The organism is Pseudoalteromonas sp. 0303, assembly GCF_013349995.1.
Classification (GTDB): domain Bacteria; phylum Pseudomonadota; class Gammaproteobacteria; order Enterobacterales; family Alteromonadaceae; genus Pseudoalteromonas.
In genome coordinates this window covers 1-601 of record NZ_JABVXF010000118.1, presented here as the reverse complement: position 1 = coordinate 601, position 601 = coordinate 1, and the positions used below count along the sequence as shown (strand labels likewise).

1 protein-coding gene is annotated in these 601 nt (G+C 42.8%); it reads left to right on the top strand.

Translation table 11 applies throughout. The features are described from left to right. Positions 1-15 precede the first annotated feature (15 nt). Positions 16-601 (top strand): IS630 family transposase (locus tag HUS62_RS22385; protein ID WP_258536846.1); only part of this gene is annotated, 586 nt, incomplete at its 3' end.

Genomic DNA, 601 nt, shown 5'->3' with positions numbered 1-601 from the left:
AAGCGTGCGGCTATTTTGTTAAAAGCAGACCGTTGTAGATATACAACAGAGCAAATATGTGAAGCAGTTCAAGTGAGTTCTTCAACCGTATTTCGAGTCAAACGCCAGTTCGTTGAAGAGAATCTAGCGGCAGCTATGAATGAAGGTGCACGAAGTGGTGCAATGAGAAAAACCTCTGCAAAAGATGACGCAACGTTAATCGCCACAGCTTGTACTAGGCCGCCAACAGGTCACTCTAGATGGACATTATCTTTACTTGGAGAGCGATTAGTTACATTAACAGATTTAGATAGTATCTCGTATGAAACAATACGGAGACGTCTTAAAGAGAATGCACTAAAACCATGGCAAAAAAAGATGTGGTGTGTGGCGACAATGGATGCTGAATATATCGCGCGAATGGAACATGTGCTCGAGTTATATGCTGAGCCAGCAGATGAGTTAAATCCCATAATTAACTTTGATGAGGCGATGAAACAACTTGTAGATGATACTCGACCGGCACAACCAATGAAGCCGGGGCAGACTAAGCGGTTAGATTATGAATATAAACGTGTAGGTGTGGCCAACTTATTTGTATTCTTCGATCGCCATCGAGGGT